The sequence below is a fragment of the Streptomyces capparidis genome (assembly GCF_054782095.1).
This window is the reverse complement of record NZ_BAAGTD010000028.1, coordinates 21,768-44,135: the sequence shown is the minus strand read 5'-3', so window position 1 is coordinate 44,135 and position 22,368 is coordinate 21,768. Positions and strand designations below refer to the sequence as shown.

Sequence of the window (22,368 nt, the reverse complement as noted above, 5' to 3'; positions counted from 1 at the left end):
CGGTGCGTCGTCTTTGCGAATCCCGGTACGGCGCGTCTCGTCGGGTGTCCGCCACGGTAGCAAAGGGGCAGGCCCGGAGGCCGCCCCGGCGCCGCGCAGGCCCGGGGCGGCGCTCAGCCGCAGATGACGAGGCTCATGACGCTCACCGGCACCAGGTCGCAGAGCAGCACGCTGACCTCGCTGCCCGGAGCGTGGTCCACGTCGCCGCCGCCCCGGGGGGTCTCCAGGGACTGTAGGTCCAGAAGCACCATGATCCTGCCCGCCTTCCTCCGCCGCGTTCCCTCGGATACCCGACCGCCCGCGGGCGACCGGTTCGCCGCCCGAAGGGCTCCCTCGAGGATGCCGTGTCCCGCGGCGGTGCGGAACGGGGCGTGCGGCCGTTGGCCCGCGGTGGCCGGGCGCCTACAATGCGCTCATGCATCCGTCGTCATGCCCGAGCCGGTGGCGCTCCTCGTAGGAGCGGCCGCCTCTCGCGCATGCCAAGGGCCGTTCGGACGGACGGCCCTTCGATGTCCCTGGAGCATTCCCTGGAGCGGGGCCCGTGCCGTCCCGACGGCGCCACCGACCCCCAGGAGACCAGGTGAACACCATCCCGCGAACCGCGGACCACGACGACGCCCCCGCTCCCGACTCCGCCGCCGACGCGCTCGGCACGTCCGCGGCCCGGGCCCGCAGCGCGGCCCTGGAGGAGCTGATCCTCCGGGACCCCGGGCGGTTCCGGGTGCTGACCGGCGACCGCCCCACCGGACGGCTGCACCTGGGCCACTACTTCGGCACCCTCCGCAACCGGGTGCGCCTCCAGGACCTCGGCGTGGAGATGTTCGTGATCATCGCGGACTACCAGGTCCTGACCGACCGCGACGTGGCGGACGACCTGACCGGCCACGTCGAGGAACTGGTCCTCGACCACCTCGCCGTCGGCGTCGATCCGGCGCGCAGCACGATCTTCACGCACAGCGCGGTGCCCGCCCTCAACCAGTTGCTGCTGCCCTTCCTCAGCCTCGTCTCCGTCGCCGAGCTGAACCGCAACCCCACGGTCAAGGACGAGATCGCGCACTCGCGGCAGTCCTCCGTCAGCGGCCTGATGTTCACCTACCCCGTCCACCAGGCGGCCGACATCCTCTTCTGCAAGGCCAACCTCGTCCCGGTCGGCCAGGACCAGCTCCCGCACCTGGAACTCACCAGGACCGTCGCCCGCCGCTTCAACGACCGCTACGGCGCCGGCGCCGCCGTGTTCCCGCAGCCCGACGCCCTGCTGTCGGACGCACCCGCGCTCCTCGGCACCGACGGCACCAAGATGAGCAAGAGCAGGGGCAACGCCATCACCCTGGCCGCGGACGCGGACGAGACCGCCCGGCTGATCAAGGGCGCGAAGACCGACTCCGAGCGCCGCGTCACCTACGACCCGGAAACCCGGCCCGAGGTCTCCTCCCTGCTCCTCCTGGCGGCTCTCTGCCTGGACCGCACACCCCAGCAGGTGGCCGACGACATCGGCTCGGCGGGAGCCGCCGCGCTGAAGAGGACGGTGACGGAGGCCGTGAACGAGTACCTGGCCCCGATCCGGGCCCGCCGCGCCCAGTACGCGCGGGACCGCGCCCACCTCCGCCGGACGCTGCGGGAGGGCAACGAGCGGGCCCGGGCCGTGGCCGACGCCACTCTCGCCGAGGTGCGCACCGCCATGAACAGCCACTACTGACGAGCGCCCGCCCGGGTCACCGGGCGATCGGCCGGTACCGCAGCGCCTCGGCGACGATCTGCTCCGCGGTGGCGTCCCGAAGGCGCTCCGGAGGGTGGAGGATCAGGTCGCTGACGCGCGGGTGCAGCGACACGGGGCCGGGCCGGGCGGGCCGCCGCCAGGGCGATGCCCTCGCGGCTCCCGCCCGTCACCCCGTGGCCGGCGCGGCGGTCGGGGCCCCCGGGCGCGGGTCGATCGGGGTGAGCACTCCGAGGCGGTCCTCGATCTCCTGGGCGGCGGCCAGGCACAGGTCCTCCCGGAACGCGCGCCCGACGATCTGCACGCCGGACGGCAGCCCGTCCCTCACCCCGGTCGGCACGGCGACCGCGGGCACGCCCACGAAGCTGGTCACCGTGCACAGGCGCATGCCCGCGGCGACCCGGTCCCGGCCCGCCCGGTCGCGCGACTCCAGCCCCGGCTCCACGGGCGGCTCGGTGAACACCGGGCCGAGCAGCAGCGGGTAGGCGTCGAGGAACTCCGCCCACGACCGGCGGACGCCCAGCCAGACACCCATCAACGCCATGAACTCCTCGGCGGTCGCCGGCGGGGTCCGCTCCATCGCCATGTCGATGTAGCGATCCCCGCCCGCGCCGAGCAGCTTCCGCACCGCGGGCCAGGTGGGGGCGAACTCGGTCACGGTGATCCGGCCGTACACCTCCAGTGCCTCGTCCAGCCTCGGCACGTCCGCCACCTCCCGCACCTGGTACCCGGCGTCCCGCAGCGCGTCGGCCGCGGCCGCGACGGCCCCGCGCACCGCGGGGTGGACGCCGTGGCCGCCGGGGTCGGCGACGACCGCGACCTTCACCGGCCCCGGCAGCGGCTCACCGCGGACCGGCACCGGTACCGCTCGCGGGTCCCGCGGATCGGTCCCGGCCAGCGCCTCGAACGCCAGTCGCAGGTCGGCGACCGTGCGGGCCAGGGGCCCGTCGGTGACCAGCAGTTGAGAGGCCGGTCCGGGGTCGTCCGGGCCGAGCACGCGGTGGTCGGCGGGGAACCGCCCGGTGGTGGGCTTGAGCCCCGCCACGCCGCAGAACGAGGCGGGGATCCGCACCGATCCGCCGGAGTCGTTGCCGAGCCCGAGCGCGGCCATGCCGGTGGCGACGGCCACCCCGTCCCCTCCGCTGGTGCCTCCCGGGGTCCGGCCCGGGTCCCACGGGTTGACGGTGTCGCCGAACAGTTCGCTGCGGGTGTGCATCCCGGCCAGGATCAGCGTGGGCATGTTGCTGTGCCCGACCGGTACGGCTCCGGCCGCCCGCAGCCGGGCCACCGGGGGCGCGTCGGCGGTCGCCACCAGGTCGCGGAAGCGCGGGGTGCCGAGCGTGGTCGGCACACCCTCGACCGCGGTGCTCTCCTTCACCGTGAACGGCACGCCCGCCAACGGCCCGAGCTCTTCGCCCGCGGCCCGCCGCCGGTCCGTCCGCGCCGCCGCCTCGCGGGCGCGGTCGGCCATCAACTGCGTGACCGCGTTGACCCGCGGGTTGACCTCGGCGATGCGGTCCAGGTGGCTTTCGACCAGCTCGGCGGCCGACACCTCTCCGCTCCGGACGGCCTCCGCCTGGTCCGCGGCCGGCATCCTCCACAGGGCGTCCTGCACGTTCCTCGTCCTCACTCTCGCGGGCCGAACCCGTGCGGGCCGGACCCTCACGGGCCGAGGCGCACGCCGGTTCGCGGCGCGTGCGGGGTCGCAGCGCCTGCCGCGAACCCTAACCCAGAAGCGATACGATCGTATTGGAAAAGGAGGCGCCCCCATGCCCAAGCAGGTGGACTACGAGAGCCGACGCCGCCGGATCGCCGACGCCGTCTGCCTCCTGGTGGACGAGCACGGACCGGAGGGCGTGTCCATGCGCGACGTCGCCACCCGCGCGCAGGTCTCGCTGGGCGCCGTGCAGCGCTGCTTCCGCACCAAGGAGGAGATGCTGCTGTTCGCCGTCGGCCACGTCGGCGAACGCGTCATCGAACGGGTGCGGGCCCGCCTGGCCGGCAGCCCGGACCGGTCGGCCGCCGCCGCCCTGGGCCACACGGCCATCGAGGTCGCCCTGCTCCGCGAGGAGCACCGCGCCGAGGCGCGGGTGTGGCTGGCGTTCGTCGCCAAGGCCGCCGTCAGCGAGCCGCTCGCCGGGGAGCTGAGAACCAGTTACGCGGCTCTGCACGACCTCCTCGCCCGCCTCGTCACGGAGGCCGCGGGCGGCGGCCCGGACGGCGCGGACCCCGCGGCCCTCGATCCGCGGCGCGAGGCCCGGGCCCTGCTGGCCCTCGCGGACGGCCTGACCGGCCATGTGCTCATCGGGCACCTGACCGCGGAGGAGGCCGAGGGCGTCCTGCGCGCGCACCTGGCCGGTCTCTGGGCACGCCTGCCCACCGGGGCCGCCGACCGCGAGCGGCCGGCGCCGGCCGGGTGGGGCGAGGGTCTCGCATGACTTCCCGAAGGTCCGGGAGGCGGTAGGGAACCCCGGCCGACCCCGCCGACGCCACCCCGAGCCCCCCGAGCCCCCCGGGCCCCTCGGGCCCGGCGAAGCGATCCCGACGGTGAAGCCCTCTCCGCGCGCTGACGTGCGAAGACGATCCCGATTGACATGCAGCCCAATGGCTGCCTATCGTCATTGGCAGCCAACAGGCTGCATATCGGAGGGGTCGAGATGGACGAGGTCTTCAAGGCGCTGGCCGACGCCAGCCGCCGCAGACTGCTGGACAGCCTGAACGCCCGCAACGGGCAGACCCTGCGCGAGCTGTGCTCGGGGCTGGACATGGCCCGGCAGTCGGTCAGCAAGCACCTGGCGGTGCTGGAGGCGGCCAACATCGTCACCACCGTCCGGCGGGGCCGGGAGAAGCTGCACTACCTCAACGCCGAGCCGATCAACGCCATCGCCGACCGCTGGATCAGCCGCTACGACCGCGAGCGCGTGCGCGCGCTCGCCGACCTCAAGCACGCACTGGAGGACACCGCCGTGGACAGCACCGCGTTCGTCTACACCACCTACATCAGGACCACGCCGGAGAAGCTCTGGCAGGGCCTGACCGACCCGGCCTTCACCCGCCGCTACTGGGGCCTGGAACTCGCCACCGACTGGAGGGCGGGCTCGGCCATGACCTGGCGGCAGGAAGGCACGGAGATCGCCGACCCCGAACAGGTCGTCCTAGAATCCGACCCCCACCGGCGGCTGTCCTACACCTGGCACACCTTCACACCCGAGTGGGCCCGGGTCGCCGGAGTGGACGGCGAGACCCTCGCCGCGATCGCCGCCGAGCAGCGGTCCAAGGTCACGTTCGAGATCGAGCCCCTCGGCGAGACGGTCAAGCTCACCGTCGTGCACGACGGCTTCCCGCCCGGCAGCACCGTCCGCGAGATGGTCCAGCACGGCTGGCCCGCGCTCGTCTCCGGCCTCAAGACGCTCCTGGAGACCGGCGAGACACTCCCGAACCCCGACCCCACCGCCGACCAGGGCTGACCGACACCCGCCCGGACCGCCCGCGGCCGGTCAGCCCGCCTCCTCCAGCGCCGTCCGCACGAATCGGGCGATCCAGGGCGACCTGCTGCCCGCCCGCCACAGAGCCAGGGTCCGGTACGGGGCCGCGTCGGGCACCGGGCGGTACACCACGTCGGGCCGGACGTTCGTCGCGGCCAGCGACGCGGGCACCAGGGCCACGGCCTGGCCAAGGGCGACCACGTCCAGCAGTTGGGCGCTGTCGCGCACGACCGGGCCGTCGTCCGGGCGGTCCGGATGGCCCAGCCAGTGGTCGCGGTCCACCACCCCCGGGTCGCTCCACCGCGGCGCCGGCTCGGTGCGCAGGTCGGCGGTGCCGAGGGCGTCGCGCCCGGCCAGCTCGTGTCCCGCGGGGAGCGCGGCGACGCGCGGTTCGGTCGCGAGGAGCTCGATGTCGAGGCCGCGGTCGTCGACGCAGGCGGCGATGGCCAGGTCCGCGCGCCCGTCCCGCACCATGTCCGCCTGCTCACCGAATCCGCTGACCACCACCCGCAACTCCGGCGCGTCCGGATCCGCCCGGAACCGTTCGCCGATCCGCAGCAGCAGCCGCGTGGCCACCCCCGGCTTGGCGGTGACCACCAGCTCCCGGCCGGGAAGGCCGGCCCGCCGCGTCCGGCGCACCGCGGAGCCGAGGGCGTCGAGGACGACCGCCGCCTCGTCCAGGAGCACCTCCCCGGCCCGGGTCAGCGCCAGCCGGTGCCCGGTGCGGTCGAAGAGCTCCACACCGAGCCTGCGCTCCAGTCGGCGCATGGCCCGGGACAGCGGCGGCTGCGCGACGCCCAGCCGCGCGGCGGCACGGGTGATGTTCAACTCCTCGGCGACGGCGCGGAAGTAACGCAGTTCGCGGATCTCCGGCTCCGGCATACCGCCAGGGTATGGGGCGGCACCCGATCGGTCTTTCCCCTCCCGGCACCGCGTCGGCTGAAGTGGTGGACATGAACGAGAACGAGGTGGCACTCGTCACGGGTGCCAACAAGGGCATCGGCCGGGAGATCGTCCGCCGGCTGGCCGAACGGGGCTTCACCGTCTACCTCGGCGCCCGTGATCCGCGGCGCGGCCGCGCGGCCGTCGAAGAGCTGACCCGCGGGCCGGCTGCCGCGGCCGACCCGGTGCCGGTCGCGGAGCCGCCCCGCCCGGACGCCGGCCCCGGCGGACGCCGTGACCGCCCGGACATCCGGTTCGTCCGGCTGGACGTCACCGACGCGGCATCGGTGCGGGCGGCCGTCGAGACGGTCGAGACCGCCACCGGACGGCTGGACGTGCTGGTCAACAACGCCGGAACCATGAACGAGTGGGGCGTGGCCACCGCCGACGTCACGGCCGCGCACCTGCGCGACGCGTACGAGGTGAACGTCTTCGGCGTGGTCACCGTGACCTCCGCCTGCGTGCCGCTGCTGCGCCGCTCCCGCAATCCGCGGATCGTCAACATCTCCAGCGGACTCGGCTCGCTCACCCTGCTGAGCGACCCGCGCAGCCCCCTCCCGGCCCAGGGCTTCCTCGCGTACAGCTCGTCCAAGGCGGCGCTCAACGCGCTGACCCTCGTCTACGCCAACGCCCTCCGCGCCGACGGCATCAAGGTGAACGCGGCCAGTCCCGGCCTGGTGCCGACCGACCAGAACGCCGCGGCGCCCTTCCCCCGCGGCGACCGCACCACGGCCGACGGCGCGGCCGTCCCGGTGCTCCTCGCGACCCTCCCCGCCGACGGCCCCACCGGCGTCTTCCGCGGACCGGACTGTCTGGACGACGCCATCCCGTGGTGAGCCCGTCGCGGGGAGGGGCCGGGCCTCCGGGCCGAAGCGCGGGTGCGCAGAATGGGGGCGGCAGGGTCGCAGGCAGGTCACGGCTGGAGGGGCACGCGATGAGGCGCGTACTGGTCACGGGGGCGTCGCGGGGGATCGGCCGCGCTGTCGCCCTGGCGTTCGCCGAGCGGGGGGACCGCGTGGCCGTGCACTACGCGGCCGGCCGCGAGGACGCGCAGGAGACGCTGCGGCGACTGCCGGGGGACGGCCACACCCTGGTCGCGGGCGACATCGGTGAGCCCGAGGTCGCGCGGCGCCTGGTCGACGACGCCGTGCGGGCCCTGGGCGGGGTCGACGTCCTGGTGAACAACGCCGGCGTCGCGCCGTCCGCCGACAACCGGCACTCCCCGGCCGAGGTGTCCTACGCCCAGTGGCAGCGGGCCTGGCAGCGCATGATCGACGTCAATCTGCTCGGCGCGGCGAACCTGACCTACGGCGTCGCCCGGCACCTCATCGACCGGGGCGCGACGGGCAGCATCGTCAACGTCGGCTCCCGCGGGGCGTTCCGCGGCGAGCCGGACTTCCCGGCCTACGGCGCGAGCAAGGCCGCGCTGCACGCCTTCGGGCAGTCGATGGCCGTCGCGCTCGCGCCGCACGGGATCGCCGTCGCGTCGGTGGCCCCGGGCTTCGTCGCCACCGAGCGGCAGGCCGCCGCGCTGGCGGGGGAGGCCGGCGCGGCGGTGCGGGACCAGAGCCCCTTCGGGCGGGTCGGGACGCCGGAGGAGGTGGCCGCCGCCGTCCTCTACCTCGCCTCACCCGAGGCCGTGTGGGCGTCCGGCACGGTACTGGACCTCAACGGCGCGTCCCATCTGCGCACCTGAGCATCCCGGCGAACGCCCGGGGCGGGGCGGCGACCGCTGCCCCGCCCGCTCAGGCGCTCCGGTGGTAGGCCTTGTTGGCGATGCGCCAGGCGCCGTCCACGCGCACCAGCAGGAAGACGTCGGTGAAGGTGTCCGTGCCGTGCCACAGCGTCATGGACGCGGTCGCCACGGTGCCGTGGACGTCGACGGAGTCGATGCGGCGGGAGCGGGCCGACTCGTCCGGCGCCGGCCGGCCGGGGAAGAGAGCGCAGTACTCGTCCAGGCCCCACGAGACGAACGCCCCGTCCCGGATCCCCTCGATGTGGGCGCTGGGCAGGAACGCGTCGCGGAAGTGGGCGGGGTCGCCGGTGGCGTGTCCGCGGACGTAGGCGCGCAGCGGTTCGAGCACGGCGTCGTCCACCGCGGGAACCGTGGCGGCGACGGCGATGTCGGCCTCGGGGCCGGCGGGGGTGCCGGCCAGGTCGGCCGCGGCGCGCACCGGGCTGCCCGACGCGGCGGCCAGCAGCGCCATGTCCTTGGCCAGCGCGCCGATCGTGAACTCGGCCGCGGCGGCGCCGGCCGGCCCGTCGTCGAGGAAGGCGCGCTTGCGGGCGACGAGGCCGCCGAGCTGGCCGAGTTCCAGGACGTCCAGCACTTGGGCGCGGGGCAGGCCCAGGGCGTCGGCCTGCCGCAGTGACTCGCGCAGCGCGAGGACGGCGCCGGCGAGGCTGCTGTTGGCGACCAGTTTGAGCGCGGCCGCGGTGGCGGCGTCCTCGACGCGCCGCACGGTGCCGAGCGCCTCCAGGACCGGCAGGGCCCGGTCGAACGCTTCCTGGTCGGCGGCGGCGAGGATCCCCAGGGCGCCGGCGGCGGCGGCCGGCACGGAGCCCAGGACGGGCGCGTGCACGTAGCGCGGGCCGAGCCGCCGGGCCAGCTCCGCCGCCTCGGCGGGGGCGATGGTGCTGGTGTTCAGCACGATCGCGTCCGGGCGCAGCGAGGCGCGGACGTGGTCGACGACCTGTCGGCAGGCCCGGCCGTCGAACAGCGCGAGCAGCGCGATGTCGGCCTTCGCCACGGCGTCCCCCGGGTCGCCGGTCGTCCCCACGGCGCCCGCCGTGCGCCCGGAGCGGGTCCAGCCGACGACGTCCCAGTCGTGGCCGGCGAGTCGTGTCGCGATCGCGGTGCCCATGCGGCCCAGGCCGAGGACGGCGATCGTGCGCGGTGCGGTCATGCGTCCCAGCTTGGCGGCGGCGCGGCATCTGCGACAAGCGCGGATCAGGCAGAGCATCCATGCGGCCCACGCATATCGGGGCCCATACTTGCCCCATGGAGCTGACAGCGTGGCGGGCGTTCGTGACGGTGTGCCGGCTCGGATCGCTGTCCGCGGCGGCCGCGGAGCTCGGGTACACCCAGTCGGCCGTCTCCCGGCAGATCGCCGGGTTGGAGCGCCGGCTCGGGGCGCCGCTGGTGGAGCGCCACGCGCGCGGCGTGCGCCCGACGCCGGCCGGCGAGGCGTTCCGCCACCACGCCGTGGCCGTGCTCCACGAGGCCGACCGCGCCGAGCGCGCCGTACGGGAGGTCCGTGACGGGGCGCCCGGCCGGCCGCTGGCCATCGGCGCGACACCGTCGCTGGCCGCCGGGATCGTGCCCGCCGCCGTCCGCCGCCTGCTGGACGCGGGCGGTCCCCTGCGGTGGAGCCTGCTCCCCGGAGTGAGCGCGGACCTGCACGACCGCGTGGCCGCCGGCGATCTCGACGCCGCCGTCGTCACCGACGCGCCACCGGGCCTGCCCCATGTCCCGCGGGTCCGACGGCGGTTCCTGGGGATGGACGAGATGGTCGTGGTGCTGCCCCTCGGCCATCCCCGGGCCGGGCGCGGCCCGGTGCCCATCCGGGCGCTGGCCGACGAGACCTGGGTCGAGGACAACGACGGCTCGGCCGCGCTGCTGCGCCGGCACGCCGCCCGCGCCGGAGTCACCGCCCGCATCGACCTGACCGCGGCCGACCTGCCCGGCAAGACGGCCCTGGTCGCCACCGGCCACGCCATCGCCCTGATCCCCGGTGCGCTGATCCGCGCCCTGCGGGCCGACGTCACCACCGTGACCCTGGTCGATCCCCCGACCCGGGGCATCTACGGGATCACACCGCGCCGCGACCCGCACCCGTCCGCGGCGCCCCTGCTGGACGAGCTCGCGGCGGCCTTCGCCCCGCCTGGTCCCGCCCCCGCCGCGCACCGGCCGGCCGACCCGGACGCCCACCCCGCCGACACGTGACCCGCGGACGGCGGCGGGCCCGCCCGGGCGGACCCGCCGCACCCGGCGGCTACTCCTCGATCACCGCCTCGACCCGGACCACCGATCCGGCCGGCGCGGGCGGCAGCAGGGTGCCGGGCACCTCGCGGCCGTCCACCGTCAGGCGGCGGACCCGGCCGCGGGTGCCGGCCGGCTTGGTGACCGTGATCTCGTAGGTGGCGCCCCGGAACCTGCGGGTGGCGGTGAAGCCCTCCCAGGCGGCCGGCAGGACCGGGTCCAGGCGCAGGCCGTCGAAGTCCGGGCGGATGCCCAGGATCCACTGGGTGATCGCCACGTAGTTCCACGCCGCGGTGCCGGTCAGCCAGGAGTTCTTGGCCTCGCCGTGGGTGGGCGCGTCCGGCCCGGCGATCATCTGGGCGTAGACGTAGGGCTCGCAGCGGTGCTGGTCGCTGATCTCCTCGCGGGCCGAGGGGTTGATCCGCTTGTAGTAGTCGAACGCGTCGTCGCCGTTGCCCACCATGGCCTCGGCGATCATGATCCACGGGTTGGTGTGGCAGAAGATGCCCGCGTTCTCCTTGTAGCCCGGCGGGTACGAGGAGATCTCGCCGAGCTCGAGCCGGTACCGCGAGTACGGCGGCTGCTGCAACACGATCCCGTGCCTGCTGGCCAGCCGTTCCCTGACGCTGGCCAGGGCGCGGGCCGCCAGGCCGTCCTCCAGCCCCACGCCGCCGATGACGCACATGCCCTGCGGCTCGATGAAGATCTGCCCCTCGTCGTTCTCGCTGGAGCCGATCACCTCGCCGTGGTAGTCGTACGCCCGCCGGAACCAGTCCCCGTCCCAGCCGTGCTCGGTGATGGTGCCCGCCATCTTCTCCGCCGCCTCGCGGTACCCGGCGACCTCCTCGGACCGGCCGTACAGCTCCGCGATGCCGGCCAGCTCGCGCGCGGCCAGGGTGAAGAGACCGGCGATGAACACGGACTCGGCCACCCCGCCCTCCCGGTTCTCGGTGATCTGGAAGGACTCGCCGGGAGTGTCGGAGAAGCAGTTGAGGTTCAGGCAGTCGTTCCAGTCGGCCCGGCCGATCAGCGGCAGCCCGTGCGGGCCGAGCCGGTCAAGGGTGTAGCGCAGCGAGCGTTGCAGGTGCTCGTACAGCGGCGCGGCGGTGGACTCGTCGTTGTCGTACGGCACCGGCTCGTCCAGGACGGACAGGTCGCCGGTCTCCTTCAGGTACGCGGCCACCCCGGTGATCAGCCACAGTGGGTCGTCGTTGAAGCCGGAGCCGATGTCGTTGTTGCCCCGCTTGGTCATCGGCTGGTACTGGTGGTACGCGCCGCCGGTGGGCAACTGGGTGGCGGCGATGTCGAGGATGCGCTGCCTGGCCCGCTCCGGGACGATGTGGACGAAGCCCAGCAGGTCCTGGTTGGAGTCCCGGAACCCCATCCCGCGGCCGATGCCGGACTCGAACGAGGACGCCGAGCGGCTCATGTTGAACGTCACCATGGACTGGTACGCGTTCCAGACGTTGACCATCCGGTCGGTGTCGGTGTCCGCGGTGGCCACCCGCAGGGTGGACAGCCGCTCCTCCCAGGACGCCCGCAGCCGCTCGAACCCCTCGCTCACCGTCTCCGGGCGGAGCCAGCGCTCGATCAGCGGGCGGACGTACGCCTTGTTGACGGTCTGCGAACCGGGCGGGTCGAACTTCTCGTCGCGAGGGTTCTCCCAGTAGCCCAGCACGAAGACCACCTCGCGGCTCTCGCCGGGGGCCAGGTCCAGTCGCACGTGGTGGCTGCCCATCGGCGCCCAGCCGTTGGCGACCGAGTCGAACGACTCGCCCCGCTCCACGGCGGCCGGCCGGTCCCAGCCCCGGTACGCGCCGAGGAAGGTGTCGCGCTGGGTGTCGTATCCGGCCAGCGGCTCGGAGCAGGCGAAGTACGCGAAGTGGTCGCGGCGCTCCCGGTACTCGGTCTTGTGGTAGATCACCCCGTCCACCACCTCCACCTGGCCGGTGGAGAAGTTGCGCTGGAAGTTGGTGGCGTCGTCCTGGGCGTCCCAGAGGCAGAACTCCACGGAGGAGAAGACGGACAGGTCCAGGGCGGTGTCGCGGGTGTTGGTCACCCGCAGCCGCCACACCTCCAGGTTCTCGCCGAGCGGCACGAAGTACAGCGTCTCGGCCCGCACGCCCGTGCGCGCGGAGGCGATCGCGGTGTACGACAGGCCGTGCCGGCACTCGTAGTCGTCCAGGTCGCTCCCCGTGGGCTGCCAGGACGGCGACCAGTAGTCGCCCGATCCGTTGTCCCGCAGGTAGAGGTAGCGGCCGCCGAGGTCGAGGGGCACGTTGTTGTACCGGTACCGGGTCAGCCGGCGGAGCCGGGCGTCCTGGTAGAACGAGTAGCCGCCCGCGGTGTTGGAGACGATGCCGAAGTAGGACTCGGTGCCCAGGTAGTTGATCCAGGGCAGGGGAGTGTCCGGGCGGGTGATGACGTACTCGCGCCGCTCGTCGTCGAAGTGGCCGTATCTCATGCGGTCCTCCCCAGGACGGGTAAGGGGGACGGTAAAGGCGGACAGGGTTGACCGGCGGTAGCGTGCGCCACCGCCGTGGGAGCGCTCCCATCCTGTCATGTCGGACCGCCGCCCAAAAGCGGTCCGACGTTGTTGGGGCGGGCGTGGTTCGGCGGGGCACCCGGCCGGTGGGCCGGGCGGCGGCGGTGGCGGTGCGTTCGCCGTTCCCAGGCGCGGGGTGGTGGGGGCCGCCCGCGGCCGTCGCGCCGGGCGCGGCGCCCGTCCCCGGGCCCTCGGCGGGCCGTGGACGTTCGGGCGGGGAGTCGGTCCGTGGCGCCCGGGCGGCCCGCACCCCCGTCGGGCCGCCCGGGCTCTTGCCACGGTGCGTCCAGGGTGGCCCGCGGCGGCACGCCCTGTCAGGCACCGGTCCGCTGAACGGAACCGGCGGCCCGGTCCGGCCCGCTCGCCCGGCCCCGCGTCCACCCCGGGCACCAACCCGCCCACCCCCTCCCGAGCCGGGCCCCGCCGTCCGGCGCGCGGCCGGGTGACCGTGCCGCATGGCGTGGGGCGCGCCTGCGCGCGGGGGTGACGCCGTGAGGAGGGCGGACCAAGAGGCCCGGGGCCCGCGTCGGGTCAGCGCGCGGCGTCTGGGGCGGTGCGTCGCAGGATCCCCCGGGTGCTGGGTGTACTCGGGTGATCGGACGACGCGGCGAGGCGCGTGCCAGGCGTCGCGCGCTCGGCGGGGATCGTCAGGCATCCCCTGGGGCCCGTCGTCGAATCCCCGTCGTCGCGCGAGAGGCGGCCCCGTGGCGTCCGGCGCGCGCTCTCGGCGTGCCGGGCCGGGCGCACCCGGGCTTTCGCCCGGTGTGGCGGTGGAGTGCGTGTCGGGTGTCGTTGGGGCGGACGGTGATACGACGCAGGCCCTGGCACGCCGTACGCGGTCGCCGGCGCTGCGGCGGCCGTTCCGCGCCCGAAGGAGCGCGCCACGGCGCTCCACAAGGCGTCGTACCACCTCCGGGCCCGGTGAACCCCGAGAAGACCCTGCCCCCCTACGGGGACGCGTGCGGGCGACCGAAGGGACCGAGCTGGCCCCGTGGTCCGGGCGAACCGCGGCGGAACCCGGAAGTTCGACGTCAACATCGAACCGCGGGCAGCGCCGGAACCCCCGGCCATCGACGGACCACCAGCGTCCTCGCCCCGGTCCCGGCCGCCGGCGACCTCGACACCGCCGACCACCTCGCCTGGACGAAGTGCCCGTGCGGAGAGGCGCCTCGGTGCGGGGACCGTCGGTGGGGGACCGGCGCTGGGGAATCAGCAGTGGGGAATCAGCAGTGAGGAACCACCGGTGGGAACCCCGGTGAGGGATCACCCGTGGGGAACCACCCGTGAGGAATCACCCGGTGAGAACCACCGGTGACGAAGCACCCGTGACGAAGCGCCGTGCGCACGCGCCCCCGAGGCGGCGTCCGCCGCACCACCCGGCTCCCGGGGCGACGGGCCATCCCCTCGCCTCTGCCCGCCGACCCCGGGCGTTCGCTACTCGATGTGGTGGAGGAAGAAGTCGCGGACGTCCTCGGCGAGCAGCTCCGGCACCTCCATCGCGGCGAAGTGGCCGCCGCGGTCGAACTCCGACCAGTGCCTGATGTCGTACAGCCGCTCGGCCAGGGGTCGCACCGACTGGGTGATGTCGTGCGCGAACACCGCGACGCCCAGCGGTACCGGGCACGGCTCGATGCCCCGCGGAGCGTCGCGGTGCAGCCGCGCGGAGGAGGCCGCGGTGGCGGTCAGCCAGTACAGCGAGATGTTGGTGAGCATCCGCTCGTCACTGATGGGCGAGCGCGGGTCGGTCCACTGGGCGAAGCGCTCGGCGATCCAGGCCAGTTGGCCGACCGGCGAGTCGGTCAGCGCGTAGCCGATGGTCTGCGGGGTGAGGGCCTGGAGGGCCTGGTAGGGCGGACGGTTCGCCATGAGCTGCCTGACCTTGTCCAGCCGGGCCTCGTCCGTTGCGGACAGTTCGATGTCGGCGTCCGGGAGCGGCCGGGTCGGCAGGTAGTTGACGTGCACTCCGACGACGTGCTCGGGTGCCACCGCGCCGAGCGACGTGGAGATGCCCGAGCCGAAGTCGCCGCCCTGCGCGCCGTAGCGCTCGTACCCGAGGCGGCGCATGAGCTCGGCCCAGGCCCGCGCGATCCGGACGACATCCCAGCCGCCCTCGTGGGTCGGCCCGGAGAAGCCGTAGCCCGGGATGGACGGGATCACCAGGTGGAAGTCGCGCGACAGCGGCTCGATCACGTCGAGGAACTCCAGGAATGAGCCGGGCCAGCCGTGGGTGAGGACCAGCGCGAGCGCGTCCGGCTTCGGGGACCGGACGTGGACGAAGTGGATGTTCTGGCCCTCGATCTCGGTGGTGAAGTGGGGGAGCTCGTTGAGCCTGGCCTCGTGCGCGCGCCAGTCGTAGCCGGTGCGCCAGTGCTCGGCCAGCTCCTTGAGCCGCGCCAGCGGGAAGCCGTAGTGCCACCCCGCGTCGGCGACCTCGTTGGGCCAGCGGGTGCGGGTGAGCCGGTCGGTCAGGTCGTCGAGGTCGGCCTGGGGGATGTCGATGCGGAACGGCTTGATCAGGGTGGCAGGGGGCATGACGACTCCAGCGATACGATCGGGTTTCGTTGGCGTGGTCAACGATACAGAAAGAGTGTTGGCTGCGCCAACAAATTCTGTCGATCGCCGGGGGAGTGCGGCGCGGGTGTCCTTCGGCGCACAATCGGACGGGAAACGCGTCGGACGGAAGCGAACGATGAGCCTCACCTTGACCCTGCTGCACCCCGGAGCGATGGGCGCCCCGGTCGCCGGGCACGCCGTCAGGGCCGGGCACTGGGTCCTGTGGTGCCCGGACGGGCGCGGCCCGGCCACCGCCCGCAGGGCCGAGGAGGCCGGGCTGACGGCCGCGGAGCTCCCGCGCGCCCTGGCCGCCAGCGACGTCGTCCTGTCCATCTGCCCGCCCGCGGCCGCCGAGGACGTCGCCCGCCTGGTCGCCGCCACCGGGTTCTCCGGCCTGTACGTGGAGGCCAACGCGGTCAGCCCCCGGCGCCTGGAGCGCATCACCGCGATCGTGCGCGACGCCTGCCCGGACGCCTCGGTGCTCGACGCGGCCATCATCGGCGCGCCGCCCGTCGGGGGCAGGCGGACCCGGCTCCACGTCGCCGGGGACCCGCGCGCCGCGAGCACCGTCGCCGGGATCTTCGACGGCACCGACGTGCGGGTGGGCATCCTGGACCGGCCGCACGGGGCCGCTTCCGCGCTGAAGATGGCCTTCGCCCACCACCAGAAGATCTCCAGGGCGCTGGCGGCCGTCTCGCACGCCCTCGCCGACGCCTACGGCGTGCGCGACGCCCTGCTGGAGGAGGGCCGCCGCATGCCGGCGGCGGTGCTGGCCGAGGACGACCACCTGCCGAGCGTCGCCGCGCGGGCGTGGCGGTGGTCGCCGGAGATGCGCGAGATCGCCTCGACGCTGCGTGCGGCGGGCCTGCCCGCCGGGTTCGCCGACGCCGCGGCGGAGGTCATGCGGTGCTGGGACGGCGACAAGGACGCCTTCGACCTGTCGCTGGAGGAGACGCTCGCCCGCCTGCGGCAGCCGCGGCCCCCCGCCCGGTGAGCTCCCGGACGCCCGGCCCCGCCGCCGGTGTGCGGCGGGGCCGGGCGCGGGCCGCCGGGGTCAGCCGCCGCCGGACGGGGGGTGCCCGCCCCCGCCGCGCCCGCGGGCGCAGGGCGGCAGCTCCCTCACGTCCAGGGGCCCTCGGCCGGGCCGGTCAGGGCCTCGACCCAGCGCGGCACGGGAGCGGCTGGCGGTCTGCTCGCTGGTCAGACTGCGGACGCGGGCGCCACAGCCCGAACGGCCCTTCTCATGGACGATGGCTGTTCGCAGTACTCCCGCGTGTCCTCGGGAGTAGCGTTCTGAGTAACACGTCAGAACACAAGGACTCACCATGTCATATCCCGCTGACGGGCCCGCGGAGAGCGTAGGAACGCGCATTCGCGCAATGCGTCTCATCCGTGACTACTCGCTCGCCGAACTGGGACGACGGGCCCACGTCTCCAAAAGTCAACTGTCCCGAGTCGAGAACGGCGAGCAGCCCGCCAGCCCTTCCGTGCTCGCTGCTGTGGCCCGAGCTCTCTCCGTCGACATCTCCGTTCTCCACGGCCAGCCGTACATCAAGATCCTCCAGCAAGAGCAGCTTGACGCCATGGTGTCCCCGATCGGTAGCGCCCTTGAGGCGTGGGACATCGAACTTGACGACGACCCGGAACCGCGTCCCATCGACGTCCTGGAGGCTGAGGTCAACCGCGTCGTCGGTCTGCGCCTCAGAGCGAACTTTTCGGAGACCGCCAAGATTCTTCCGGGGCTGATCACCGAGGTGGCGTCTGCGGTTCGCAGGCAGGACGCACCGGGCCGGGACCGGGAAAGGTCGCATGCGCTTCAGGCGGAAGTCGCGCGAACAGCGGCCAGCATCGCCTATCGCCTCGGTTACTCCGATCTCGCGCGCCTTGCCGTGGCACGCATGGGCGCTGCGGCGCGAGAATCCGGGGACCCGTGCCTTGTGGCGATCGAGCGTTTCGAACGCGCAGCGATCACCCATGGGGCAGCCGGTCGGGCGGATCGGAGCGTTGCCCTTATGCGTCAGGCTCTACAGGACCTGGACGATGACGGGAGTGAGGCAGTGCGCGCAGTGCGCGGCATTCTGGCACTGCGGGCAGCAACGTACGCCCGTCGGTCGAGAGACATCAGTGCGGCCAATAGCTGGATTGAGCAGGCCAGCGAGATCGCGGAGAGCACCGGTGACGTAGAGCTCTACTCGCTGTCCTTCGGGCCGCGCTGGGTCCGGATGAGCAGGGTCTCCGACCTCAACGACACCGATGACCATGATGAGGCGCTGCGCCAGGCCGCCGAGGTGCAACTACCGGTGGGCTGTCCGCCCAACCGTACGGCGCACTTCTGGATCAACCGTGCCCGCGCCGAGGCGTGGACAGCACGTCACGATGACGCGTTGGAGTCTTTGGAGAAGGCACGGGAGATCGCCCCGCAACTGACGTGGTATCACCCGGAGGTGCATGAGACGGTCGGGACGCTGCTGCGGGCGCGTCAGCGAGCGGCGGACCCGTTGCGGGAGTTCGCCCAGTGGAGCGGCGTGTAGCGCCGCGCTCACCTTGTGTCAAGGCTCCGCCGTCCCCACCTTGGGGACGGCGGAGCCTTGCCGCGTCGGCACGATGAGTCGGCACAGGACCCCGGCGACCGCTGACACGGCCCCGGGGCGTGGCCCACCAGCTTCCAAGGAGCTGACGAGCATGACCGACTTTATCGCCCACGCTCTCGAGCGGGTGAAACTGCTGTTCACCCCCCGCACGCACGGACGGCACCGTGCCCGACCCCGCCACGCGGCGGGAGCCGCCCCTGTCACCGTGCCCGCGACCGCGACAGCCCCCGTCGCGCGCCCCGCAGCGCCCGCTCCTGCGGCGGCGCCGGACGGCGGTGAGGTGGCGATGGTCCGCCCGTACCTGGTCGTGGCCGAACGGCAGCGGCGGCGCTCTCGGCGGGTGGTGGTGAAGGTGGCGGTGCGCCCGCCGTTCCTCGGCCCTGTCCCGGCGGCGCGGAGCGCGGCGGCGGGGAGGGCCGGGCGGTGACGGCGGCCCGTAGGCGCAACAGGCAGCGTGAGGCGGTCGTGGCGTTGGCCGAACTGCGGTCGGCGCTGGCAGACGCGGGAGTTCTCCTGCCGGGCCTGAGGACCGGGCCCGTGGTGCTGCGGTCGTCGGCCACGCAGGTGGTGGACCTCGGACGGGTGCTCCCCGCGACGGCCCGGGAGTTGGCGTCGGTGATCCGGGTGGGCGCGGCGGTGCTGAAGTGGCAGCGCGCGGCCGGGCCGGACTCCGGCACCGGGCCCGCCCCGGCGGTGGGCACCATCGTGCGGGACACCTCTCACCCCGCGGACAGCGACGCCCGGCCCGTGATCGGGCGGGTGATGGCGCGCATGGACGGCAGGGTGTGGCTGCGGCCCCTGGGCGGCGGCCGGGAGTGGACCGCCGACCCGTGCACGCTGATCCCGGGGCTCGCCGAAGCCCTGCGCCCGGCGGTGCGCGAGGCGAACCGCACCAGCGTGCGCGGCAGGGGGGCGCTGTGACGCTCCCTGCCGCTGAGGCCGCTCCCGGGACCGTGCTCCGGCGGATCACCAGCAAGGACGCGCCGAGGGCGATCTACTCCGCCGTGTGTCTGATGTGCGGGACGGAGTCGATGCCCGTGGACGACGAACCGCTTCCGGTCCAGGCGTGGACGCTGACCCACACCAAGCTCAACCCCGACCACCGGCACTTCAAGATCATGACGGAGACGTTCTGGCGCGTGGACACGGGACCGGACGGCCCGTCCGGTGAGCGCCAGGACGTGAGGGGGGCGGAGGTGTGAGACGGCGGCTGGCCGCTGCCGTCGGCCCCGCGCTGTTCCTGGCGATCATGGCGTTCCGCGTCGTGTTCGTCATGGCTGCCGCGCTGCGCCACCCCTGATCAACCCCCGTTCCGGCCGGTCCCGGCTTCGTCGTCACCGGACCGGCCGGAACGGCGCACCTGCGCCCCGGGTCGCGATCCACGGCCCGGGGGTCCCTGTCCGTATTCCCAGCCCCAAGGACTCCGCCCGTGCTGCCCATGCCCGCGACCACTCCCGCCCGCACCTACGTCGGCGTGGTGCTGAAGCACTTCCGGCAGCGTGCGAGGCTCACGCAGGGGGAGTTGGGAGACAAACTGCACGTCACCGGCGCGCTGATCCAGATGGCGGAGTACGGGCGGCGGACTCTTGAGCCCCGGCTGTTGGCTCGTGCCGACGACCTGTTGGGCGCTGGCGGGGTGCTGCGCGCGGCGGTGCCGCTGCTGGAGGCCGAACGGGAGGCCCTGCGCGGCACCGGCCCCGCACTGGCCGCCGCACGCGACCACCTTGAGGCCCTGGACGCCGAGCTGCCGCCCCTGACCGACGCCACCCGCCGCCACATCGCCGCACTCGCCCTCTGGGCACTCGGACCTTCGCCCTCCGGTACACAGTGAACGGGCCCTCGGCCGGGCCGGTCATGCTGCCCCCGCCGAGGGCCCTGCCGCGTTCCCTCCGCCCGCCCGTTCACCCCGGGCGGGCGGCACCCGGTGCGGTTCCTCCCGCGTGAGCCGCTGCTGTTCCGTCCACGTCAACTCGCGCATGGGCCGTATGACTGCCGTGATCGGCCGGCCACCTCTTGCTCGCCGCCCGTCTTCGCCGCGCACAACGGCCAACCTGGAGGCGGTCACCAGCGGCAACGGCGGCGGGCCTCCACGGACCGCCGGCGGTCAGGACGTCGGCACGTTGTACGCCATCAGCGACACCCGACCACTCGTCACCCGCAGTTCGGTGAGCGCGCAGTTGCGCAGTCCCGGGAGCACCCGTCGGTACTCGGCGGCGGGGATGCCCAGCAGACGGCACAGCACCAACCGGAACAGGGTGTTGTGCGCGACGACGAGGACCCGGCCGCCCGGGTGCGCCCCGGCCGCGCGGTGCAGGGCGGCGGCGCCGCGCTCCGCGGCTGCCGCCGGGTCCTCGCCGCCGGGCAGGGGGTGGGCGGCCGGGTCGCGGAGGAACGCCGCCACCTCGTCCGGGTGCGACGCCCGGAGCTCGCCCAGGGTGCGGCCCTCGGCGATCCCGAAGTCCAGCTCCCGCAGGTCCGGTTCGACCACGGCGTCCAGGCCGGTCGCGCGGACGGCGGGGGCGGCGGTGCGCCGGGCGCGGGACAGGGGCGAGGTGACGATCGCGCTGAGCCCGGCGCGCGCGGCCCAGGCACCCAGCGCCTCGGCCTGCTCCAGCCCGCGGGGGGTCAGCGCGATGTCGCTGACGCCGACGTAGCGGTTCTCGTCGTGCCAGACGGTCTCGCCGTGGCGGGCGAGGAACAGGGCGGTGGGTGGGATGCTCATCCGTGCTCCCGTGCGTGGCGGGCCGTCTCCCGGGGCAGCCAGCCGCGGCGTTCCAGTTCGTCCACGAGGGTGTGGAAGGGCTCGGTGAAGCGGGCGGTCACCCGCTCGCGCGGCTCCAGGACGGCGCGCACCCGCACCATGCCACGGTGGGCGGCCAGCGGCCACGGGGCGGTGGACCCGGCCCCGTCGGCCCCGTCGGCCCCGTCGGACGCCGCGGCGCGGGTCACGCCGTACGCGGCCAGCACGGCCATGCCCAGGGCGGAGTCGGTGTGCTCGGGGATGGCGGCGGGACGGCCCAGGACGTCCGCGCGCAACTGGTTCCAGTAGGCGCTGCGGGTGGCGCCGCCGGTGAACGCGATCGGGCCCTCCACCGGGGCACCCAGCAGGCGGACGTAGGCCAGGCAGAGCCGTTCCGCCAGGGCGACGCCCTGGAGCAGCGCGGCGTGGTGGTCGGCGTCGCCGTCCGGGCGGCCCAGCACGAACGCCTCGGCGTCGGGCGCCAGGAAGGGGAAGCGCTCCCCGCGCGAGACCAGGGGGTAGGCGACGACGCTCGCCGGCTCCCGGTGCGCGGCCAGGGCGTCGAGCCGCGCCAGGTCGGCCCCGGGGAAGGCGCGGGTGAGCGCTCCGGCGCCGACGCTGGACGCCCCGCCGGGCAGCCAGTGCCCGTCGGGGGAGCGGTGGCTGTAGAGCACCCCCGCCGGGTCGCGCGGCGCGGTGGCGGTGACGCCCTTGAGGACGAGGGTGGTGCCGAGGACGGTGTTCCACTGCCCCACGTCCCAGGCGCCGGAGCCCAGTTGGGCGGCGCACCCGTCGGTCATGCCCGCCACCACCGGGGTGCCCTCGGCGAGGCCCGTGGCGTCGGCGGCCTCGCGGCACACCGCGCCCAGGACGGTGCCGGGGGGCACGACCTCGGGGAAGTCGAGCCCGGACAGGCCGAGGCGGTCGTGGACCTCGGTGGGCCAGGCGCCGGTGTGCGCGTCGTAGCCGGTCTTCAGGGCGTGGCTGGAGTCGGTGGGCACGGACCGGCCCACCAGGCGGGCGGTGACGAAGTCGGGCTGGTGGCACACGCGGGCGCCCTCGAGCGCGGCCCCTCCGTCAAGCCGCCCGGTGAGCCACAGCAGCTTGGCGAGGGCCCAGCTCGGCTGGATGCGGTGGCCGATCGCCGCCCACTGCCGCGCGCCCGCCTCCTGCGCGCGCCGCGCCTCGTCCCGGGCCCGGCTGTCGTCGTACATCAGCGCGGGCGTCAGGGGAGCGCCCGAGGAGTCGGTGAGCAGCACGGTGCCGGAGGTGCCGCACACCGCGAGGCCGCGCACCCGCGCGGGGGACAGGGAGCGCAGGGTCCCGCGGACGGCGGTGGCGACGGCGTCCCACCAGTCGGCGGGGAGCTGCTCGTGGCGGTCGCCTTCGAGCCGCCCGGCCAGCGGGGCGGAGCCGCGGCCGACCACCCGCCCGTCGTCGGTGACGGCCAGGGCGCGCGCGCCCTGCGTCCCCAGGTCGATTCCCAGCCACACGTCCCGGTGGCGTGTGTCCGTCACAGGCGTCCGCCTTCTCGTCATCGGTTGGTGATGTCACGGCGCTTTTCACACCGCGCACCACGGCTGCCACCGGATCCGCCCACAGGCTCCCCAGGGCCCGGTGTCCCGGAGTCCCACCAGGTGAGGAGGGGAGGAGAGCCGCGATCCACGGGTTGACCCGGCAGCCGCCCATGGGGAACACTGCCGAACGGTACATCAACAATCAGTGTTATATCCACAGCCAATGATGTTAGGTTGAGGTGTCCCGGATGAAGGCCCGATGAAGGAGAGCACTCGTCCTGCGCCGTGCCGGGCGTCCG

General features: G+C 74.4%; 20 protein-coding genes and 1 riboswitch. Of the genes, 12 read left to right on the top strand and 8 right to left on the bottom strand.

Annotation, left to right across the window (positions count from 1 at the left end):
• Nucleotide 1: 1 nt before the first annotated feature.
• A riboswitch (guanidine-III (ykkC-III) riboswitch) is annotated at nt 2-69 on the bottom strand.
• Between the two features lie 44 nt (nt 70-113).
• Nucleotides 114-251 (bottom strand): SapB/AmfS family lanthipeptide, encoded by a 138-nt coding sequence (locus ACYVO2_RS22380; RefSeq protein WP_461009715.1) that lies wholly within the window; start codon nt 249-251, stop codon nt 114-116.
• 329 nt (nt 252-580) lie between these two features.
• Between ACYVO2_RS22380 and trpS the strand changes: the two genes are divergently transcribed.
• A complete protein-coding gene (trpS, locus tag ACYVO2_RS22375; protein WP_461009714.1) occupies nt 581-1,696 on the top strand; it encodes a tryptophan--tRNA ligase in 1,116 nt (371 codons plus the stop codon).
• Nucleotides 1,697-1,883: 187 nt separating this feature from the next.
• On the opposite strand, the gene ACYVO2_RS22370 is transcribed toward trpS, so the two are convergent.
• Nucleotides 1,884-3,329 (bottom strand): amidase, encoded by a 1,446-nt coding sequence (locus ACYVO2_RS22370; protein ID WP_461009713.1) that lies wholly within the window; start codon nt 3,327-3,329, stop codon nt 1,884-1,886.
• 154 nt (nt 3,330-3,483) lie between these two features.
• Between ACYVO2_RS22370 and ACYVO2_RS22365 the strand changes: the two genes are divergently transcribed.
• On the top strand, nt 3,484-4,152 hold the full coding sequence (locus tag ACYVO2_RS22365; protein ID WP_461009712.1) for a TetR/AcrR family transcriptional regulator: 669 nt from the start codon (nt 3,484-3,486) through the stop codon (nt 4,150-4,152).
• A 219-nt stretch (nt 4,153-4,371) separates the two neighbouring features.
• The gene (locus tag ACYVO2_RS22360) at nt 4,372-5,181 is read left to right on the top strand and encodes an ArsR/SmtB family transcription factor (RefSeq protein ID WP_461009711.1); all 810 of its coding nucleotides are present in this window, start codon (nt 4,372-4,374) and stop codon (nt 5,179-5,181) included.
• Nucleotides 5,182-5,211: 30 nt separating this feature from the next.
• Here the strand turns inward: ACYVO2_RS22360 and ACYVO2_RS22355 are convergent, their stop codons facing one another.
• Nucleotides 5,212-6,081, bottom strand: a complete 870-nt coding sequence (locus ACYVO2_RS22355; RefSeq protein ID WP_461009710.1) for a LysR family transcriptional regulator — start codon at nt 6,079-6,081, stop codon at nt 5,212-5,214.
• A gap of 71 nt (nt 6,082-6,152) precedes the next feature.
• On the opposite strand from ACYVO2_RS22355, the gene ACYVO2_RS22350 reads away from it, so the two are divergent.
• On the top strand, nt 6,153-6,977 hold the full coding sequence (locus tag ACYVO2_RS22350; protein ID WP_461009709.1) for an SDR family oxidoreductase: 825 nt from the start codon (nt 6,153-6,155) through the stop codon (nt 6,975-6,977).
• Between the two features lie 98 nt (nt 6,978-7,075).
• Complete coding sequence (locus ACYVO2_RS22345) at nt 7,076-7,837, top strand: SDR family NAD(P)-dependent oxidoreductase (protein WP_461009708.1); 762 nt, start codon at nt 7,076-7,078, stop codon at nt 7,835-7,837.
• 49 nt (nt 7,838-7,886) lie between these two features.
• On the opposite strand, the gene ACYVO2_RS22340 is transcribed toward ACYVO2_RS22345, so the two are convergent.
• Nucleotides 7,887-9,104, bottom strand: coding sequence for a nuclear transport factor 2 family protein (locus tag ACYVO2_RS22340; protein WP_461009707.1), 1,218 nt, complete (start codon nt 9,102-9,104; stop codon nt 7,887-7,889).
• Between the two features lie 38 nt (nt 9,105-9,142).
• On the opposite strand from ACYVO2_RS22340, the gene ACYVO2_RS22335 reads away from it, so the two are divergent.
• A complete protein-coding gene (locus ACYVO2_RS22335; protein ID WP_461009706.1) occupies nt 9,143-10,087 on the top strand; it encodes a LysR family transcriptional regulator in 945 nt (314 codons plus the stop codon).
• 49 nt (nt 10,088-10,136) lie between these two features.
• Here the strand turns inward: ACYVO2_RS22335 and ACYVO2_RS22330 are convergent, their stop codons facing one another.
• Together ACYVO2_RS22330 and ACYVO2_RS22325 are read right to left on the bottom strand one after the other, a co-directional pair.
• On the bottom strand, nt 10,137-12,587 hold the full coding sequence (locus tag ACYVO2_RS22330) for a GH36-type glycosyl hydrolase domain-containing protein (protein WP_461009705.1): 2,451 nt from the start codon (nt 12,585-12,587) through the stop codon (nt 10,137-10,139).
• Between the two features lie 1,515 nt (nt 12,588-14,102).
• Nucleotides 14,103-15,200, bottom strand: a complete 1,098-nt coding sequence (locus ACYVO2_RS22325; RefSeq protein WP_461009704.1) for an epoxide hydrolase family protein — start codon at nt 15,198-15,200, stop codon at nt 14,103-14,105.
• Nucleotides 15,201-15,357: 157 nt separating this feature from the next.
• Between ACYVO2_RS22325 and ACYVO2_RS22320 the strand changes: the two genes are divergently transcribed.
• The 6 genes from ACYVO2_RS22320 (at nt 15,358) to ACYVO2_RS22295 (ending at nt 19,643) form a co-directional block, all read left to right on the top strand.
• On the top strand, nt 15,358-16,215 hold the full coding sequence (locus ACYVO2_RS22320) for an NAD(P)-dependent oxidoreductase (protein ID WP_461009703.1): 858 nt from the start codon (nt 15,358-15,360) through the stop codon (nt 16,213-16,215).
• A 331-nt stretch (nt 16,216-16,546) separates the two neighbouring features.
• On the top strand, nt 16,547-17,752 hold the full coding sequence (locus ACYVO2_RS22315; RefSeq protein WP_461009702.1) for a helix-turn-helix domain-containing protein: 1,206 nt from the start codon (nt 16,547-16,549) through the stop codon (nt 17,750-17,752).
• A 151-nt stretch (nt 17,753-17,903) separates the two neighbouring features.
• Entirely contained in the window at nt 17,904-18,239 is a 336-nt protein-coding gene (locus ACYVO2_RS22310) for a hypothetical protein (RefSeq protein WP_461009701.1), read from the top strand.
• Nucleotides 18,240-18,277: 38 nt separating this feature from the next.
• Entirely contained in the window at nt 18,278-18,733 is a 456-nt protein-coding gene (locus ACYVO2_RS22305; RefSeq protein WP_461009700.1) for a hypothetical protein, read from the top strand.
• The gene (locus ACYVO2_RS22300; RefSeq protein WP_461009699.1) at nt 18,730-19,014 is read left to right on the top strand and encodes a DUF7848 domain-containing protein; all 285 of its coding nucleotides are present in this window, start codon (nt 18,730-18,732) and stop codon (nt 19,012-19,014) included. The genes ACYVO2_RS22305 and ACYVO2_RS22300 overlap by 4 nt, the downstream gene beginning before the upstream one ends.
• A 236-nt stretch (nt 19,015-19,250) precedes the next feature.
• Nucleotides 19,251-19,643, top strand: a complete 393-nt coding sequence (locus ACYVO2_RS22295; RefSeq protein WP_461009775.1) for a helix-turn-helix domain-containing protein — start codon at nt 19,251-19,253, stop codon at nt 19,641-19,643.
• A 273-nt stretch (nt 19,644-19,916) separates the two neighbouring features.
• Here ACYVO2_RS22295 and ACYVO2_RS22290 read toward each other — a convergent pair whose 3' ends face one another.
• Together ACYVO2_RS22290 and ACYVO2_RS22285 are read right to left on the bottom strand one after the other, a co-directional pair.
• Nucleotides 19,917-20,534, bottom strand: a complete 618-nt coding sequence (locus tag ACYVO2_RS22290; RefSeq protein WP_461009698.1) for a histidine phosphatase family protein — start codon at nt 20,532-20,534, stop codon at nt 19,917-19,919.
• Nucleotides 20,531-22,090, bottom strand: coding sequence for an FGGY-family carbohydrate kinase (locus tag ACYVO2_RS22285; RefSeq protein WP_461009697.1), 1,560 nt, complete (start codon nt 22,088-22,090; stop codon nt 20,531-20,533). The genes ACYVO2_RS22290 and ACYVO2_RS22285 overlap by 4 nt, the downstream gene beginning before the upstream one ends.
• Between the last annotated feature and the right edge of the window lie 278 nt (nt 22,091-22,368).

Coding starts and splice junctions, on each gene's coding strand:
- ACYVO2_RS22325 (WP_461009704.1), bottom strand. CDS start 15,200: ATGCCCCCTGCCACCCTGATCAAGCCGTTCCGCATCGACATCCCCCAG.
- ACYVO2_RS22380 (WP_461009715.1), bottom strand. CDS start 251: ATGGTGCTTCTGGACCTACAGTCCCTGGAGACCCCCCGGGGCGGCGGC.
- ACYVO2_RS22365 (WP_461009712.1), top strand. CDS start 3,484: ATGCCCAAGCAGGTGGACTACGAGAGCCGACGCCGCCGGATCGCCGAC.
- ACYVO2_RS22350 (WP_461009709.1), top strand. CDS start 6,153: ATGAACGAGAACGAGGTGGCACTCGTCACGGGTGCCAACAAGGGCATC.
- ACYVO2_RS22355 (WP_461009710.1), bottom strand. CDS start 6,081: ATGCCGGAGCCGGAGATCCGCGAACTGCGTTACTTCCGCGCCGTCGCC.
- ACYVO2_RS22285 (WP_461009697.1), bottom strand. CDS start 22,090: ATGACGAGAAGGCGGACGCCTGTGACGGACACACGCCACCGGGACGTG.
- ACYVO2_RS22340 (WP_461009707.1), bottom strand. CDS start 9,104: ATGCTCTGCCTGATCCGCGCTTGTCGCAGATGCCGCGCCGCCGCCAAG.
- ACYVO2_RS22315 (WP_461009702.1), top strand. CDS start 16,547: ATGTCATATCCCGCTGACGGGCCCGCGGAGAGCGTAGGAACGCGCATT.
- ACYVO2_RS22320 (WP_461009703.1), top strand. CDS start 15,358: ATGAGCCTCACCTTGACCCTGCTGCACCCCGGAGCGATGGGCGCCCCG.
- ACYVO2_RS22290 (WP_461009698.1), bottom strand. CDS start 20,534: ATGAGCATCCCACCCACCGCCCTGTTCCTCGCCCGCCACGGCGAGACC.
- ACYVO2_RS22310 (WP_461009701.1), top strand. CDS start 17,904: ATGACCGACTTTATCGCCCACGCTCTCGAGCGGGTGAAACTGCTGTTC.
- ACYVO2_RS22360 (WP_461009711.1), top strand. CDS start 4,372: ATGGACGAGGTCTTCAAGGCGCTGGCCGACGCCAGCCGCCGCAGACTG.
- ACYVO2_RS22295 (WP_461009775.1), top strand. CDS start 19,251: ATGCCCGCGACCACTCCCGCCCGCACCTACGTCGGCGTGGTGCTGAAG.
- ACYVO2_RS22345 (WP_461009708.1), top strand. CDS start 7,076: ATGAGGCGCGTACTGGTCACGGGGGCGTCGCGGGGGATCGGCCGCGCT.
- ACYVO2_RS22330 (WP_461009705.1), bottom strand. CDS start 12,587: ATGAGATACGGCCACTTCGACGACGAGCGGCGCGAGTACGTCATCACC.
- ACYVO2_RS22335 (WP_461009706.1), top strand. CDS start 9,143: ATGGAGCTGACAGCGTGGCGGGCGTTCGTGACGGTGTGCCGGCTCGGA.